This is a genomic window from Salmonella sp. SG203 (assembly GCF_013350575.1).
Lineage (GTDB): Bacteria > Pseudomonadota > Gammaproteobacteria > Enterobacterales > Enterobacteriaceae > Salmonella > Salmonella enterica.
The window spans coordinates 19,776-35,934 of record NZ_SNMT01000018.1 but is presented as its reverse complement, the minus strand read 5'-3'; the positions used below and the strand labels follow the sequence as shown (position 1 = coordinate 35,934).

General features: G+C 56.4%; 18 protein-coding genes. 12 read left to right on the top strand and 6 right to left on the bottom strand.

Translation table 11 applies throughout. The features are described 5' to 3' along the window. Positions 1-55 precede the first annotated feature (55 nt). Complete coding sequence (locus HV477_RS20630; RefSeq protein WP_001117944.1) at positions 56-400, top strand: nitrous oxide-stimulated promoter family protein; 345 nt, start codon at positions 56-58, stop codon at positions 398-400. A gap of 61 nt (positions 401-461) precedes the next feature. Here the strand turns inward: HV477_RS20630 and flhA are convergent, their stop codons facing one another. The 6 genes from flhA to hypA all read right to left on the bottom strand — a co-directional run bounded on the left by flhA (position 462) and on the right by hypA (position 6,447). Next, positions 462-2,540, bottom strand: coding sequence for a formate hydrogenlyase transcriptional activator FlhA (gene flhA / locus HV477_RS20625; RefSeq protein WP_000122692.1), 2,079 nt, complete (start codon positions 2,538-2,540; stop codon positions 462-464). A 218-nt stretch (positions 2,541-2,758) separates the two neighbouring features. Further along, a complete protein-coding gene (gene hypE / locus HV477_RS20620; protein ID WP_079899029.1) occupies positions 2,759-3,769 on the bottom strand; it encodes a hydrogenase expression/formation protein HypE in 1,011 nt (336 codons plus the stop codon). Next, positions 3,766-4,887, bottom strand: coding sequence for a hydrogenase formation protein HypD (gene hypD / locus HV477_RS20615; RefSeq protein ID WP_001212962.1), 1,122 nt, complete (start codon positions 4,885-4,887; stop codon positions 3,766-3,768). Before hypD ends, hypE begins: the two co-directional genes overlap by 4 nt. Further along, positions 4,887-5,159 carry a hydrogenase 3 maturation protein HypC gene (hypC, locus tag HV477_RS20610; RefSeq protein WP_000334871.1) on the bottom strand — a complete coding sequence of 91 codons (273 nt, stop codon included), beginning with the start codon at positions 5,157-5,159 and terminating at the stop codon, positions 4,887-4,889. The genes hypD and hypC overlap by 1 nt, the downstream gene beginning before the upstream one ends. Beyond that, the gene (gene hypB / locus HV477_RS20605) at positions 5,150-6,022 is read right to left on the bottom strand and encodes a hydrogenase nickel incorporation protein HypB (protein ID WP_000337636.1); all 873 of its coding nucleotides are present in this window, start codon (positions 6,020-6,022) and stop codon (positions 5,150-5,152) included. The genes hypC and hypB overlap by 10 nt, the downstream gene beginning before the upstream one ends. 68 nt (positions 6,023-6,090) lie before the next feature. After that, a complete protein-coding gene (gene hypA / locus HV477_RS20600; RefSeq protein ID WP_000544461.1) occupies positions 6,091-6,447 on the bottom strand; it encodes a hydrogenase maturation nickel metallochaperone HypA in 357 nt (118 codons plus the stop codon). A gap of 209 nt (positions 6,448-6,656) precedes the next feature. Between hypA and hycA the strand changes: the two genes are divergently transcribed. The 11 genes from hycA to hydN all read left to right on the top strand — a co-directional run bounded on the left by hycA (position 6,657) and on the right by hydN (position 16,122). Further along, positions 6,657-7,118 carry a formate hydrogenlyase regulator HycA gene (gene hycA / locus HV477_RS20595; RefSeq protein ID WP_000158075.1) on the top strand — a complete coding sequence of 154 codons (462 nt, stop codon included), beginning with the start codon at positions 6,657-6,659 and terminating at the stop codon, positions 7,116-7,118. Between the two features lie 145 nt (positions 7,119-7,263). Then, complete coding sequence (hycB, locus tag HV477_RS20590) at positions 7,264-7,872, top strand: formate hydrogenlyase subunit HycB (protein WP_001079164.1); 609 nt, start codon at positions 7,264-7,266, stop codon at positions 7,870-7,872. Next, a complete protein-coding gene (gene hycC / locus HV477_RS20585; protein WP_079899030.1) occupies positions 7,872-9,698 on the top strand; it encodes a formate hydrogenlyase subunit 3 in 1,827 nt (608 codons plus the stop codon). Before hycB ends, hycC begins: the two co-directional genes overlap by 1 nt. A 2-nt stretch (positions 9,699-9,700) precedes the next feature. Then, complete coding sequence (locus tag HV477_RS20580; protein WP_079899031.1) at positions 9,701-10,624, top strand: respiratory chain complex I subunit 1 family protein; 924 nt, start codon at positions 9,701-9,703, stop codon at positions 10,622-10,624. 17 nt (positions 10,625-10,641) lie between these two features. Then, positions 10,642-12,351 carry a formate hydrogenlyase subunit HycE gene (hycE, locus tag HV477_RS20575; RefSeq protein WP_001288155.1) on the top strand — a complete coding sequence of 570 codons (1,710 nt, stop codon included), beginning with the start codon at positions 10,642-10,644 and terminating at the stop codon, positions 12,349-12,351. A 9-nt stretch (positions 12,352-12,360) separates the two neighbouring features. After that, positions 12,361-12,903 (top strand): formate hydrogenlyase subunit HycF, encoded by a 543-nt coding sequence (hycF, locus tag HV477_RS20570; protein ID WP_000493767.1) that lies wholly within the window; start codon positions 12,361-12,363, stop codon positions 12,901-12,903. Then, positions 12,903-13,670 carry a formate hydrogenlyase subunit HycG gene (hycG, locus tag HV477_RS20565; protein ID WP_000067419.1) on the top strand — a complete coding sequence of 256 codons (768 nt, stop codon included), beginning with the start codon at positions 12,903-12,905 and terminating at the stop codon, positions 13,668-13,670. The genes hycF and hycG overlap by 1 nt, the downstream gene beginning before the upstream one ends. Continuing rightward, on the top strand, positions 13,667-14,077 hold the full coding sequence (locus HV477_RS20560) for a formate hydrogenlyase maturation HycH family protein (protein ID WP_000003725.1): 411 nt from the start codon (positions 13,667-13,669) through the stop codon (positions 14,075-14,077). Before hycG ends, HV477_RS20560 begins: the two co-directional genes overlap by 4 nt. After that, positions 14,070-14,540, top strand: coding sequence for a hydrogenase maturation peptidase HycI (gene hycI / locus HV477_RS20555; protein WP_000132996.1), 471 nt, complete (start codon positions 14,070-14,072; stop codon positions 14,538-14,540). Before HV477_RS20560 ends, hycI begins: the two co-directional genes overlap by 8 nt. Before the next feature lie 26 nt (positions 14,541-14,566). After that, positions 14,567-15,376 (top strand): hypothetical protein, encoded by an 810-nt coding sequence (locus tag HV477_RS20550; RefSeq protein WP_079899032.1) that lies wholly within the window; start codon positions 14,567-14,569, stop codon positions 15,374-15,376. A gap of 200 nt (positions 15,377-15,576) precedes the next feature. After that, complete coding sequence (hydN, locus tag HV477_RS20545; protein WP_001078791.1) at positions 15,577-16,122, top strand: electron transport protein HydN; 546 nt, start codon at positions 15,577-15,579, stop codon at positions 16,120-16,122. Positions 16,123-16,159: the final 37 nt, after the last annotated feature.

Below are 16,159 nucleotides of genomic sequence, written 5' to 3'. Positions count from 1 at the left end.
GCTAAAGAGGGATAAGGTGTAAAATAAATACACCTTAATGTTCGGAGAGAGCACGATGCCTGGTAAACGTATCGCTCGTGAAAAACTGACGATCAAAAAAATGATCGCGCTGTATGAAAGCCAGTGCCCACAGGCGTCAGCGGTGCAGGGGCATTACGAGGCGCTGTTCGCCTACGCGCAAAAACGTCTTGATAAATGCGTATTTGGCGAGGAAAAACCCGCCTGTAAGCAGTGCCCGGTGCACTGCTATCAGCCGGCTAAACGCGAGGAGATGAAGCAGATTATGCGTTGGGCAGGTCCGCGAATGCTTTGGCGGCATCCTGTCCTGACCGTGCGGCACCTTATCGACGATAAGCGCCCCGTTCCGGAATTGCCGGAAAAATATCAGCGCAAGAAGTGAAGGGGAAGCGCCAGGCCTACGGCGCGCATCATCTCCAGGCCGGATCAGATCCGGCAACCCGTTACGCTAACGCGTCTTTATCAATACCCAATCGCTTCATACGCGACAGCAGGGTGGTTCGTTTAAGCCCCAGACGCTGCGCCGCGCCTTTTGGTCCAGCCACTACGCCATTGGTCTCTTTCAGCACGCGTATAATAAGCTGATATTCATCTTCGCCTTCTTTGGCGCTTTCAGTCGCAACAGGCGAGGTATCGGGTGTTACGGCGGTAATATCCGGCAGCGACAGTTGTAGCACATTGCCGCGCGTCAGCAGCACGGCGCGCTCGACGACATTCTCCAGCTCGCGAACGTTCCCCGGCCATTCCATGCTGCTGAGCGTGCGCAGTGTTTCGGCGGGAATGCTGTCGATATTACGCCCCATTCGGCGGGCGATTTTGAAGGTGAACGCTTTGACCAGTAGTGGTATATCTTCCGGACGTTCGCGTAACGGAGGAAGCTGGATCGGAAAAACATTCAGCCGATAGTAGAGATCGTTACGGAATTCGCGATCGGCGACCATTTTTTTCAGATCGCGGTTAGTCGCGGCGATCAGCCGCACGTCGGTCTGGATCAGTTTATTGCTGCCGAGACGTTCAAACTCTTGCTCCTGAAGGACGCGCAGCAGCTTAGGCTGTAGCTCCAGCGGCATGTCGCCCACTTCATCCAGAAACAGCGAGCTTTTATCCGCCAGCTCGAAACGGCCAATCCGTTGCGCGCTGGCGCCGGTAAACGCGCCGCGCTCATGACCAAACAAATCGCTTTCCAGCAGCCCCGCCGGCATCGCGGCGCAGTTCATCTTTACCATTCTGCGCCCGCTACGTCCGCTCAGGTTGTGAATGGCGCGGGCAATCAACTCTTTACCGGTTCCCGTTTCGCCCAGAATCAGCACGGTACTGTCGCTCTGCGCCACCATCTCAACCTGCTTTAGCACGTTGTACATCGCTTCGCTGCGTCCGATGATCTCGCCAAACTCGCTGTCGACGTTATTAAGCTGCTCCGTGAGCGCCAGGTTTTCGTCGACCAGGCGTTCCTTCAGACGGTGGATTTCCTGATAGGCCAGCGCATTATCCACGGCAATGGCTACCCGTTCGGCAATCTGACGCAGCAGCTTGAGGTTGGCGGTGGTAAACACTTTTTCTTCGCACTGGGCCAGTTTGAGCACGCCAAGCATCGTCTTGCCGGACATCAACGGCAGCAGGCAAAGCGTCTGGATCTGATTGCCCCAGGTATCGAACAGCATTCGTTCGTAGGGGGCAAGCGGATCGCGTTCGTTGAGGTTGATAAGCAGCATCTCTTTACTTTTAAAGACGCGCTCCGTGAGCGTGCCGGCTTCGTCGACTTCGCTCTGTTCGTGCGCCGGATGATGCTCATCAAGGTAGTGGGTGGAGTAGATATTCAGCTTATTTTTGCGATGGCTGCGCAACACGATGCTGATCGCGTCGATATTGAAATAGTGGTGGATCTCTTTTGCGACTTCGCTTACCAGCTCATCAATATCCAGACGCGACAGGACGGCGTTGGTAATCGCAACCAGAATACGGAAGTTATCGCGTTCGCGGCACAACAGATCATAATCGACGTTATTGTTTACCCGGTTTTGAATTTGCTCGGCGACCACGCCGACAATTTGGGTAAACGTATGCAGACGGTCATATTCCTTTTCACTCCAGGGGCGATCTTCCTGACGGATGAATTCGCAGCCGCCGAAAATACGGCCCTCCGCGGCTAAAGGAAGCAGACAGTAATGACCAAATTCAGGGTAGAGGCCGCTCGCGGCAAGCTGCGGCCAGGTTTCGGTAAACTCATGGAAATTACAGTGCAATGCATCGGGGCGAGAAAGGATGCGACGTACCGGGCCGTGCGCCAGTACGGTTTCATCTTCATATTCAACAGGACGGCCATTTTCTCGCGTCGCATAATATTGTGCGCGTTGCGACTGCGCCTGCCATAGCACAATGCCGGCGCTGTCGGCGAGCGCTGAACGCTTTACCAGTTGCGAAAGCGCTTCACTGAGCGACGCCAAATCGGGCTGCTGCAATAAGGTACGAGTGATATCGAACAAGCCTTGCTGTCCAAGATCGCTCATGGGTGTATACGACATGTTGCTTTTCCAGGAAAATACCGCAAAACGGTGCGAAAACGGTAAATGAATTATAGGTATAAGTCGTAAGTTATTGCCGGATGGCTGACCGCAAACTCGCTGGTTACACAATCCGTAGGCCTGATAAGCAAAGCGCCATCAGGCGTTCATGCAGCGTTAATGCCGGATGTCGACGCAAATGCGTCTTATCCGGCCTACAGTATGCTGCCAACAGGCTGCTAGCATATACGAGGTAATGGTTCGGCGTGTGGCAAATCAAGGGTTCGCTTCACGCCATAGAGTCCGGCTAAGCGAACGCCTTTGCGTTCCACGACTTCGCCAATCAGCGCTGCATCACGTCCCAGCGGATGCGCGCGTAATGCCGCCAACGCCCGATCTGCGGCCTGCCGTTCAACGGCAATCACCAGTTTTCCTTCGTTGGCAAAGTTCAGGGCATCCAGCCCCAACAGCTCGCAGACGCCGCGCACGGCAGGTTTGAGCGGCAGTGCGGATTCGGACAATTCAATACCGTAACCGCAGGACGCCGCAAACTCATGGGCGACCGCATTCACGCCGCCGCGCGTGGCGTCACGCAATGCCTTCACTCCGTCAATATGACGCAGCGTCTGAATAAGCGACGTTAATACTGCGCAGTCGCTCGCCAGCTCGCCATCCAGTCCCAGTTGCTCACGCAGGTTGAGAATAGTGGCACCGTGATCGCCAAGCGTACCGCTGACTAACAGCACATCGCCAACGCTCAGCGTTTGCGCGCCCCAGTGAATATCGGCGGGAATCGCCCCCATGCCGGCAGTGTTGATAAACAATTTGTCCGCCGCGCCGCGCTGCACAACTTTGGTGTCGCCGGTTACTATGGCGATACCCGCTTCCCGCGCGGTCGCCGCCATGCTATTGACCACGCTTTTTAACGTCTCCATCGGCAGCCCTTCTTCAAGGATAAAGCCGCAGGAGAGATAGCGGGGGATCGCGCCGCTCACCGCAACGTCGTTCGCCGTACCGCAAATCGCCAGTTTGCCGATATTGCCGCCGGGGAAAAAGAGCGGATCGATCACATAGCTATCGGTAGAAAACGCCAGACGGTCGCCCTCCGCCGTCAGCTGCGCCAGCTCCAGACGCGCCTGATCTTCTTGTTCCGCCAGCCACGGGTTGGCAAAGGCCTCCATAAACAGGCTATTAATCAACTGTTGCATAGCCTGGCCGCCGCTGCCGTGGGCGAGTTGTATATTGTTCAAACTTCACACTCCTGCTGACGATACTGATACCAGGCGGCGCATGCGCCTTCGGAAGAGACCATCAGCGCGCCGAACGCGGTCTCTGGATTACATGTTTTACCAAATAGCGGGCACTGATGCGGCTTGCATCTGCCGGTCAGCACTTCGCCGCAGCGGGCGCGCGGATCGTCATAGACCTGCTGTGGCGCTGGGCGGAAATGCGCTTCGGCGTCAAAGCGCTGATACTCCGGCGTCAGGTGGACGCCGGAGGATTCAATTACGCCCAGACCGCGCCACTCGCTGTCGCCATTAACGCAGAACACATCGGCGATGGCCTGCTGCGCCAGCATGTTTCCGGCATCCGGCACCACGCGACGGTATTGGTTTTCAACCTGGCTTAGGGCCGCTATTTTCTGCTCAACCAGCATGACCACGCCTTGCAGTAGATCAAGCGGTTCGAATCCAGCCACCACCAACGGGCGATTAAAATCGGCGGCGATAAACTGGTACGCCTCGGTGCCGATGACCATGCTGACGTGGCCTGGCGCAAGAAAGGCGTCAATGCCGTTGTCCGGCTGCTCCAGTAGGCTACGCAGCGTCGGGATCAGCGTAATGTGCTGGCAGAAAAAGTAGAAGTTTCGCACGTCACGCTGTTTTGCCTGCTGCAGCGTGATGGCGGTGGTCGGCATGGTGGTTTCAAAGCCCAGACCGAAAAATACCACTTTGCGGGTCGGGTTATCCTGCGCCAGCTTCAGCGCGTCCATCGGAGAATAAACAATACGCACATCCGCGCCGCGCGCTTTAGCCTGCAACAGAGAACCCTGTTTCCCCGGCACGCGCATGGCATCGCCAAAGGTGCAGAAAATCACCTCCGGATGGCTGGCGATTTCCACGCAACTGTCGATGCGTCCCATTGGCAGCACGCAGACCGGACAACCGGGGCCGTGAATAAACTCCACGTTTTCGGGCAGTAACTGATCGAGACCAAATTTAAAAATCGCGTGGGTATGACCCCCGCAGACTTCCATAATGCGCAGCGGTCGTTCGGCAGTGTAAGGAAGAAGGGCGGCGCGTTCACGCAGGTGTTCAATGAGCTGCATTACCTGTTCCGGCGCACGGTACTCGTCAACAAAACGCATTATCTCTCCTCACCATACAGCAGTGCGCCGACGTCCGGCTCAACATCAAACATATTTTGTAGCGCGTCGAGCGTGTCGCGCGCTTCCGCTTCGTTAATGACGCTCATGGCGAATCCGACATGGACCAGCACCCACTGACCCAGACGCGGCTGACCGTTTTCATCACAACTGCCGACTAATGTGAGATCGACGTCGCGCTGAATGCCGCAGACGTCAACTTTTGCCTGATTGCCGTCAATGGCGCGGATTTGACCCGGAACGCCTATGCACATCGCTGCGCCTCCAGCCAGGCCAGCCACTGATCCATGCCTTCGCCGCTGGTGGCGGAAATCAGGATAATTTCAATCTCCGGGTTCACTTCACGCGCGCTGGCGATGCACTTCTCAACGTCAAAATTGAGGTAGGGCAGCAGATCGACTTTATTGAGCAGCATGAGCGACGCAGCGGCAAACATATGGGGATACTTCAGCGGCTTATCTTCACCTTCGGTCACGGAAAGCACTGCGACTTTATGCTTTTCGCCCAGATCGAAGCTGGCCGGGCAGACGAGATTACCGACGTTTTCGATAAACAGAATACCGTGGTCATCCAGCGGCAGGCGCGGCGCGGCGTCGGCGATCATTTGCGCGTCAAGATGGCAGCCTTTACCGGTGTTGACCTGAATGGCGGGCGTGCCGGTAGCGCGGATGCGGGCGGCGTCGTTCACTGTCTGCTGGTCGCCTTCAATCACCGCGCACGGTACACGGTCTTTCAATTTCATCAGCGTTTCGGTCAGCAGGGTGGTTTTACCGGACCCGGGGCTGGACACCAGGTTGAGCACCAGTTGCTGGCGGGCGGCAAAACGGGCGCGGTTGCGCTCAGCCAGACGATTATTTTTGTCCAGCACGTCGATTTCAACCTCAAGCATCCGCCGCTGACTCATACCAGGCGCGTGGGTTCCGGCTTCGCCGTGGCCGTAATGCAGATCGCCTTCTGCGGTCTGACTTGGGGCAAAGTCAGGCGTTTTAATGCCGGTAATATTCAGCGCCGGGCGGGCCGCTGGGGCAAAGGGCGCGCTACGAAACGCTGAGTGCGGATTATGTTCATCGCCTTCTATATAAAGGTTGCCTTCAGCGCAACCGCAAGTCGTACACATCGCTTACTCCTGATCTTTTTCTTGTTACAGGCTTTCTGCCGGATGGCGACGCGAGCGTCTATCCGGCATTAATCTTCAGTTTCATCAATCTCTATGCGCCGAATTTGTAAGCCGTCATCGGCCACAATTCGCAGTGTATCGCTATGACATTGCGGACAACGACGTACACGGTGGGTTAACAACGTGACATATTGTTGACAATGCTCACACCAGCATTCGGCTTCCTGTTCTTCGAGGTGCAGTTTACAACCTTCTGCTATCGTGCCGCGGCATACCAGATCAAAACAAAAGGAAAGAGCGCTGGTTTCCACGCAAGAAAATGCGCCAATTTTGATCCAGACGGCTGTCACACGTTTTGCACCGTATGCTGAAGCCTGTTGTTCAATCAATTCCAGTGCCCGTTGGCAGAGGGTGATTTCGTGCATATCGCCTCCCGTAGTGGTTGCCCCTGTAAAGCAATATTTATGCCAATATTTTTATCCCCTGGCAGGTTAATGTCGACGATGACGAAATGACATGTCGTCACCGCGTCGAAACGGCAGTAACTGTGCTCGTCTTCCATTAAAAACAATAAGTTAAAAATTGGCATGGAAAATGCTTAACGCAGGCATCTCTGTTAAACGGGTAACCTGACATGACTATTTGGGAAATAAGCGAAAAGGCCGATTACATCGCGCAACGGCATCGTCGCCTACAGGACCAGTGGCATATTTACTGCAACTCGCTGGTTCAGGGGATCACCCTCTCGAAAGCGCGCCTGCATCACGCAATGAGCTGCGCGCCGGAAAGGGATCTTTGCTTTGTCCTGTTTGAGCACTTTCGTATTTACGTCGCGTTGGCGGATGGTTTTAACAGCCACACCATTGAGTACTACGTTGAAACCAAAGATGGCGAAGATAAGCAATTGATTGCACAGGCGCAGCTCGATATCGACGGCAAGGTTGATGAACGGGTTAACAACCGCGATCGCGAGCAGGTGCTGGAGCACTATCTGGAAAAAATCGCCAGCGTTTACGACAGCCTCTATACCGCTGTAGAAACCAACTCGCCGGTTAATTTGCGTCAATTGGTAAAGGGAAACAGCCCGGCGGTATAAGCCTGAGGCGTTGCCCGCTTTGATTCGCGATGTGGCGTTGCGCCATGTCATGAATGTTTTGGGGATGGGCGTGTCGATAAGTGTCGAAAATGACATTTCAACGGCATGTTTTCGTCAAAAATGACAATCACCTGAGGAATGCCTGGTGAATCGTTTTGTAATTGCTGACTCCACTCTCTGTATCGGCTGCCACACCTGTGAGGCCGCCTGTTCAGAGACGCATCGCCAGCATGGCCTGCAGTCAATGCCGCGCCTGAAAGTGATGCTGAATGAAAAAGAATCTGCGCCGCAGCTCTGTCACCACTGTGAAGATGCGCCATGCGCCACGGTATGCCCGGTTAACGCGATTAATCGCGTTGACGGCGCTGTCCAGCTTAATGAAAGCCTGTGCGTGAGCTGCAAACTGTGCGGTATTGCCTGTCCGTTTGGCGCTATTGAGTTTTCCGGCAGCCGTCCGCTGCATATTCCGGCGAACGCCAATACGCCGAAAGCGCCGCCCGCGCCGCCAGCGCCTGCGCGCGTCAGTACGTTGCTCGACTGGGTGCCGGGCGTACGCGCTATCGCGGTGAAATGCGACCTGTGCAGCTTTGACGAGCAAGGCCCGGCCTGCGTGCGGATGTGCCCGACTAAAGCGCTACACCTGGTGGAGAACACGGATATCGCCCGCGCCAGCAAACGTAAACGTGAGCTGACGTTTAATACCGATTTTGGCGATCTCACCTTGTTTCAGCAGGCTCAGAGTGGGGATGCATAATGAGTTCACTTTCACTGATTACTAGCGGCGTCGCGTGGTTTGCCGCCGCCGCCGTTCTGGCGTTTCTGTTTTCGTTTCATAAAGCGCTGAGCGGCTGGATTGCCGGTATCGGCGGCGCGGTCGGCAGCCTGTGTACGGCAGGCGCGGGGTTCACCGCGCTGACCAGCGCCGTTACGGTGAGCGGCGTGATGCCGTTTACCGGTCACATGCTGCAAATAACGCCGCTGAATGCTATCTGGCTGATTACGCTGGGGCTGTGCGGCCTGTTCGTCAGCCTGTTCAATATCGACTGGCATCGCCATCCACAGGTAAAAGCCAACGGACTGTTGATCAACCTGCTGATGGCGGCAGCCGTCTGCGCCGTGGTCGCCAGTAATCTGGGGACGATGGTGGTGATGGCGGAAATCATGGCGCTCTGCGCCGTGTTCCTCACCGGCGGTAGCAAAGAGGGCAAACTGTGGTTTGCGCTGGGCCGTCTCGGTACGCTGCTGCTGGCAATCGCCTGCTGGCTGGTGTGGCAGCGCTACGGCACGCTGGATCTGGGGCTGCTGGATCAACGCGCTCAGCAACTGCCGCTGGGCTCCGATATCTGGCTGCTCGGCGTTATCGGCTTTGGTCTGCTGGCCGGGATTATCCCGCTACACGGTTGGGTGCCGCAGGCGCACGCCAACGCCAGCGCTCCCGCCGCCGCGCTGTTCTCGACCGTGGTGATGAAAATCGGGCTGCTGGGCATTCTCACGCTATCTCTGCTTGGCGGCAATGCGCCGCTGTGGTGGGGCGTGGCGCTGTTGGTGCTTGGGATGATCACCGCCTTTGTCGGTGGTCTGTACGCGCTGATGGAGCATAACATTCAGCGCCTGCTGGCCTATCACACGCTGGAAAATATCGGCATCATTTTGCTCGGTCTGGGCGCAGGCGTTACCGGGATTGCTCTCAATCAGCCGGTACTGATCGCGCTGGGTCTGACCGGCGGGCTCTATCACCTGCTGAACCATAGCCTGTTCAAAAGCGTGCTGTTTCTGGGCGCGGGCAGCATCTGGTTCCGTACCGGTCATCGCGATATCGAAAAACTGGGCGGTATTGGTAAACGGATGCCGGTTATTTCTATCGCCATGCTGGTCGGTCTGATGGCGATGGCGGCGCTGCCGCCTCTGAACGGCTTTGCCGGCGAGTGGGTGATTTACCAGTCCTTCTTCAAACTGGGCAACAGCGGCGCGTTTGTTGGTCGTCTGTTAGGACCGCTGCTGGCGGTTGGCCTGGCGATTACCGGCGCGCTGGCGGTGATGTGTATGGCGAAAGTGTATGGCGTGACGTTCCTTGGCGCGCCGCGCACGAAGGAAGCTGAAAATGCCAGCTGCGCGCCGATCCTGATAGGCGTCAGCGTGGTGGCATTGGCGGTTTGCTGCGTACTGGGCGGGGTTGCCGCGCCGTGGCTGCTGCCGATGATTTCCACTGCGGTACCGTTGCCGCTGGAAACCGCGCACACCACCGTATCGCAGCCGATGATCACGCTGCTGTTGGTCGCCTGTCCGCTACTGCCATTCATCATTATGGCGATGTTCAAAGGCAACCGTCTGCCGTCGCGTTCTCGCGGCGCGGCCTGGGTGTGCGGCTACGACCATGAGCAGTCGATGGTGATTACCGCGCACGGTTTCGCCATGCCGGTGAAAGAGGCCTTTGCCCCGGTACTCAAATTGCGTAAATGGCTTAACCCGGTATCGCTGGTACCGGGCTGGCAGAACGCGGCGGCCGCGGTGCTGTTCCGTCGTCTGGCGCTGATTGAGCTGGCGGTGCTGGTGGTGATTGTGGTTTCACGAGGAGCCTGAAAATGAGTGTGTTTTATCCGTTAATTCAGGCGCTGGTGCTATTTGCCGTTGCGCCATTGCTGTCCGGTATTACTCGCGTGGCGCGCGCCCGTCTACACAATCGCCGTGGGCCGGGCGTGTTGCAGGAGTACCGCGACATTATCAAACTGCTCGGTCGTCAGAGTATTGCGCCCGCTGATTCTGGCTGGGTTTTTCGCCTGATGCCGTTTGTGATGGTCGGCGTGATGCTGACTATCGCCACCGCGCTGCCGGTTGTCACCGTTGGATCTCCGTTGCCGCAACTGGGTGATTTAATCACCCTGATTTACCTGTTCGCCATCGCCCGTTTCTTCTTCTCTATTGCAGGCCTGGATACCGGCAGTCCGTTCACTGCGATCGGCGCCAGCCGTGAAGCGATGCTCGGCGTGCTGGTGGAGCCGATTCTGCTGCTGGGTCTGTGGGTCGCCGCGCAGGTGGCGGGTTCAACTCATATCAGCAATATCGCCGATACCATTTATCACTGGCCTGTCGCGCGCAGTATTCCGCTGATTCTGGCGCTGTGCGCCTGCGCCTTCGCCACCTTTATCGAAATGGGCAAGCTGCCGTTCGACCTGGCGGAAGCGGAGCAGGAGTTGCAGGAAGGGCCGTTGACCGAATACAGCGGTAGCGGCTTTGCGGTGCTGAAATGGGGCATCAGCCTTAAGCAACTGGTGGTGCTGCAAATGTTCGTCGGCGTGTTTCTGCCGTGGGGACAGATGGAAACCTTCAGCGCAGGCGGACTGTTGCTGGCGCTGGTGATTGCCGTCGTCAAGCTGATTGTCGGCGTACTGGTGATCGCCCTGTTTGAAAACAGCATGGCGCGACTGCGTTTTTGCGCCACTTCACGCGTGACCTGGGCCGGTTTTGGGTTTGCGTTTTTAGCCTTCGTCTCCTTGCTGGCGGCGTGATTTAAGAGAGTTTGAGCATGTCTGAAGAAAAATTAGGTCAACAATACCTTGCGGCGCTGCACCAGGCGTTTCCGGGCGTCGTGCTGGACGAAGCCTGGCAGACCAAAGATCAGCTGACTATTACGGTAAAAGTGAACTATCTGCCGGAAGTGGTGGAGTTTCTTTACTACCAGCAGGGTGGGTGGTTGTCGGTGCTGTTCGGTAATGACGAACGCCAGTTGTGCGGCCACTATGCCGTTTATTACGTGCTGTCGATGGAGCAGGGCACGAAGTGCTGGATTACCGTCCGCGTTGAAGTGGATGCCAATAAGCTGGAATTCCCATCCGTTACGCCGCGCGTGCCGGCTGCCGTGTGGGGTGAGCGCGAAGTACGCGACATGTATGGTTTAATCCCGGTCGGTCTGCCGGACGAGCGCCGTCTGGTGCTGCCGGACGACTGGCCGGATGAACTCTATCCGCTGCGTAAAGACAGCATGGATTATCGTCAGCGCCCGGCGCCGACCACCGATGCGGAAACCTACGAGTTCATTAACGAGCTGGGTGACAAGAAAAATAACGTGGTGCCGATTGGCCCGCTGCATGTCACTTCCGATGAACCGGGCCACTTCCGTCTGTTCGTCGATGGTGAAAACATTATCGACGCCGACTACCGCCTGTTCTACGTCCACCGTGGTATGGAAAAACTGGCGGAAACCCGCATGGGTTATAACGAAGTCACCTTCCTGTCGGATCGCGTGTGTGGTATCTGCGGCTTCGCCCACAGCACTGCCTACACCACTTCCGTGGAAAACGCGATGGGCATTCAGGTGCCGGAGCGTGCGCAGATGATCCGCGCCATTCTGCTGGAAGTGGAGCGTCTGCACTCGCATCTGCTGAACCTAGGCCTCGCCTGCCACTTTACCGGTTTTGACTCCGGCTTTATGCAGTTCTTCCGCGTGCGTGAAACCTCCATGAAAATGGCAGAGATCCTTACCGGCGCGCGTAAAACCTACGGCCTGAACCTGATCGGCGGGATTCGCCGCGATCTGCTCAAAGAGGACATGATCCAGACCCGTCAACTGGCGCAGCAGATGCGTCGTGACGTGCAGGAGCTGGTGGACATGCTGCTGAGCACGCCGAATATGGAACAGCGTACCGTGGGTATCGGCCGTCTGGACCCGGAAATTGCCCGTGACTTCAGTAATGTCGGCCCGATGGTGCGCGCCAGCGGTCACGCCCGCGACACCCGCGCCGACCACCCGTTTGTCGGCTACGGTCTGCTGCCGATGGAAGTGCACAGCGAGCAGGGCTGCGATGTGATTTCTCGTCTGAAAGTCCGTATCAACGAAGTTTACACCTCGCTGAATATGATCGATTTCGGTCTGGATAATCTGCCGGGCGGCCCGCTGATGGTGGAAGGCTTTACCTATATTCCGCACCGTTTTGCGCTCGGCTTCGCTGAAGCGCCGCGTGGTGACGATATCCACTGGAGCATGACCGGCGACAACCAGAAGCTGTACCGCTGGCGCTGCCGTGCGGCGACCTACGCCAACTGGCCGACGCTGCGCTATATGCTGCGCGGCAACACCGTCTCCGACGCGCCGCTGATTATCGGCAGCCTCGACCCGTGCTACTCCTGTACCGACCGGATGACCGTGGTCGATGTGCGTAAGAAGAAGAGCAAAGTCGTGCCGTACAAAGAACTTGAGCGCTACAGCATTGAGCGTAAAAACTCGCCGCTGAAATAAGGAATCGCCATGTTTACCTTTATCAAAAAAGTTATCAAAACCGGCACGGCGACCTCGTCTTATCCGCTGGAGCCGATTGCGGTTGATAAAAACTTCCGCGGCAAGCCGGAACATAATCCGCAGCAGTGCATCGGCTGCGCCGCCTGCGTTAATGCCTGCCCGTCGAACGCGCTGACGGTGGAAACCGATCTTGCGACCAATGAGCTGGCGTGGCAGTTCAATCTTGGCCGCTGCATCTTCTGCGGCCGCTGCGAAGAAGTTTGCCCGACGGCGGCGATCAAACTGTCGCAAGAGTACGAACTGGCAGTGTGGAAGAAAGAAGACTTCCTGCAACAGTCCCGCTTTGCGCTGTGCAATTGCCGCGTGTGCAATCGTCCTTTCGCCGTACAGAAAGAGATTGACTACGCCATTGCGCTGCTTGCGCACAACGGCGACAGCCGCGCGGAAAACCACCGCGAAAGCTTTGAGACCTGCCCGGACTGTAAGCGTCAGAAATGCCTGGTGCCGTCCGACCGTATTGAACTGACTCGCCATATGAAAGAGGTCAGCTAATGAGCAATTTATTAGGCCCGCGTGACGCCAACGGCATTCCGGTACCGATGACGGTGGATGAATCCATCGCCAGCATGAAGGCGTCTCTACTGAAAAATATTAAGCGTTCGGCATACGTTTACCGCGTGGACTGCGGCGGCTGTAACGGCTGTGAAATCGAAATCTTTGCGACGCTTTCGCCGCTGTTTGATGCCGAGCGTTTCGGCATCAAAGTAGTACCGTCGCCGCGTCATGCCGATATTCTGCTGTTTACCGGCGCGGTGACCCGCGCCATGCGCTCTCCGGCGCTGCGCGCCTGGCAGTCGGCGCCGGACCCGAAAATTTGTATCTCTTACGGCGCCTGCGGCAACAGCGGCGGCATCTTCCATGATCTGTACTGCGTCTGGGGCGGTACCGACAAAATCGTCCCGGTGGATGTGTACATTCCAGGCTGCCCGCCAACGCCTGCCGCCACGCTGTATGGCTTTGCAATGGCGCTTGGCCTGCTGGAGCAGAAAATCCACGCCCGCGCGCCGGGTGAGCTGGACGATCAGCCCGCAGAGATCCTGCATCCGGATATGGTGCAGCCGCTGCGCGTGAAGGTGGATCGCGCGGCGCGCCGGCTGGCGGGTTATCGCTATGGTCGTCAGATCGCCGATGATTACCTGACACAGTTGGGGCAGGGCGAGCAGCAAGTGGCGCGTTGGCTGGAAGCGGAAAACGATCCGCGTTTAACCGAAATTGTCACCCATCTCAATCATGTTGTTGAAGAGGCGCGTATCCGATGAGCGAACAGGTGGTGTTCAGTCAACTGAGCCGTAAGTTTATTGATGAGAACGATGCGACGCCTGCCGAGGCGCAGCAGGTTGTCTATTACAGCCTGGCGATTGGTCACCACCTGGGGGTCATCGATTGTCTGGAGGCCGCGCTCACCTGCCCATGGGATGAGTATCTGGCGTGGATCGCCACCCTGGAAGCCGGTAGCGATGCCCGGCGTAAAATGGAAGGCGTGCCGAAGTATGGCGAGATCGTTATCGATTTCAACCATGTGCAAATGCTGGCGCGCGCGTTTGATGAGGCGCGCGCTGCGCAGACCCCGCAGCAGCAAGAATGGAGCAAACTGATGCTCAGTATGCTGCATGACATTCATCAGGAAAGCGCCATCTATCTGATGGTGAGGAGGCTTCGTGACTGACGTTTTACTCTGTGTCGGCAACAGCATGATGGGCGACGACGGCGCAGGCCCGTTACTGGCGGGAATGTGCGCGGCGCAGCCGAAGGGCAACTGGGTTGTCATCGATGGCGGCAGCGCGCCGGAAAACGACATTGTGGCGATTCGCGAACTGCGCCCGCAGCGTCTGTTGATTGTCGACGCCACCGATATGGGACTTAATCCGGGCGAGATCCGCATCATCGATCCGGATGATATCGCCGAAATGTTTATGATGACCACCCACAATATGCCGCTCAACTACCTTATCGATCAGCTGAAAGAGGATGTCGGCGAGGTGATTTTTGTTGGTATCCAGCCGGATATCGTCGGGTTTTATTATCCGATGACTCAACCGATTAAGGACGCGGTAAATATCGTCTATCAGCGCCTGGAAGGCTGGCAGGGAAACGGCGGATTTGCCGCGCTGGAAGCGCCGGAGGCGTAAAATGCGCACATATTTAGGGAGAATTTGTGTTACACGGCAAAGGTTGTAAGAAGGACGTGAAGATTATCGTATGGAGCGGACTGCTATTTCTCTGCCTCGCCGCACGCGCACTGGCCACCGGTGTTGTCGGTTACCTGCCGATGAGCGACGGTGAATATGCGCAAAAGCGTGCGCTGAAGCCGCTGTTGACCCTGCCTTATTCTGTATCGCCCGACCAGACCTGGCATTTTCGCCAGGTCGGAGTCAGTGGCGTGACGCTACTGCCGGAGCCGAAAAAAGATAACGAATGGCGGATTAGCGGAAAAGACAGAGCCGGTAATTCGTGGGTTGTCCCGGTTGGAAGGCTGATTAATTTGGCGGGTAATGCGCAATTTTATCGCGCTGACCTCGATCGTAACGGCATTCAGGATCTGGTTATCTGGTTGGGCAATCCTGGGTTGGGCCTGGCGCCGAGCGCGCAATACATCATTTTCACCTTTCTCAAGAATGGCCGCCCCTGCGTCTTTGAACCGTGGGGGTTTTATACCGCGACCAATACTGGCGTTGATGATTTGCTTGATTTACAGGGCAATGGGCGCACTCAACTGTTGGATATGCAATTTGACTCAGGCTACTGGATAACCAATTTATATCAGGTGAAGGACGCCCGCTGGCAGCGCGTACACGGCTGGTTTGGCCGGTTGAGTTATCCGGCGCTGACCCGTTTTAATCACTATCCTGGCCGTAAATTAATTATCAAACCTATTGCCGGAAGGAATCCGCAAACGGACGATCTTTCCCTTACGCAGCGCTGTTTAATACGCGGTAACGTATTGCCAGGCGTTAATCAGGATTGATGCCAGTTGCGGTGCAGAGTTGGCTGGCTATCACTGCAAATCTTGACCACCACTGGCGACATTACGTGTCATCGACACTTGTGACGATGACACGTAAATGCTCACGAAAATAGAAATAATATTCTTAAATAACAATGAAATAAAAATTGGCACGATTCGTGTATATATCGGCACATCATCTGTTATTGCTGGAGAATTTGATGAACCGTTTCATCATTGCAGACGCGAGTAAGTGCATTGGTTGCCGTACCTGTGAAGTGGCTTGCGTCGTATCCCATCAGGAAAATCAGGATTGCGCATCGCTGACCCCTGAAACCTTTTTACCTCGTATCCATGTCATCAAAGGCGTGAACGTTTCCACGGCAACGCTGTGTCGCCAGTGTGAAGACGCGCCGTGCGCCAACGTTTGCCCGAATGGCGCCATCAGCCGTGACAAAGGCTTTGTTCATGTGATGCAGGAACGCTGCATTGGCTGTAAAACTTGCGTAGTGGCATGTCCTTACGGCGCCATGGAAGTGGTGGTACGTCCGGTGGTTCGCAATAGCGGCGCGGGGCTGAACGTGCGTGCCGAAAAAGCCGAAGCCAACAAGTGCGATCTGTGTCACCACCGTGAAGCCGGTCCGGCCTGTATGGCCGCTTGCCCAACGCACGCCCTCATCTGCGTGGACCGCAATAAGCTTGAACAGTTGAGCGCGGAAAAACGCCGTCGTGCGGCGCTGGATTCAACGGCATCGCTGCTTTTCTGATTTCTGCGATTGCGCGTAGAATACGCCACAAAGCATT